The following is a 376-nucleotide window of genomic DNA, read 5'->3' on the forward strand; positions in this document are numbered from 1 at the left end:
TTTCAGGAGTGGACGCAAAGGGAAAATGGCATGACACGGCAGTGCAGGAGGTGCTTCCGGTAGAAGTACTCACGGTTGACGACAGAATGGAGCATTGTGATGGAATTTCTCCGGTCGTAGTAAAGGATCATGTTTCCTTAAAAGGAATACCGGAGAAATGGCCAGATGTGCTGGGATATAACAAAACGATTCCGAAGCCGGAGGCTGAGGTGGCAGTCATGATCGGAGATGACCCGCTTGTCGCATTTTCGGAATATGGCAAGGGAAAAAGTGCCGTATTTACGTCGGACTGCGCGCCGCACTGGGCGCCGCCGGAGTTTTGCGAATGGGAAGGATACGCAAAAATCTGGAAGGGTATCATGGACTGGCTGACAAG

Annotated in this window: 1 protein-coding gene; it reads left to right on the plus strand. The window is 51.3% G+C overall.

Annotated features, from left to right (window positions below; translation table 11 throughout):
* Positions 1-376, plus strand: a 376-nt coding sequence (locus tag HJY11_RS13365; protein WP_243764560.1) for a glutamine amidotransferase, incomplete at both ends; no start/stop codon positions are given.

The sequence above is a fragment of the Bittarella massiliensis (ex Durand et al. 2017) genome, assembly GCF_017566145.1.
GTDB lineage: Bacteria > Bacillota > Clostridia > Oscillospirales > Ruminococcaceae > Bittarella > Bittarella massiliensis_A.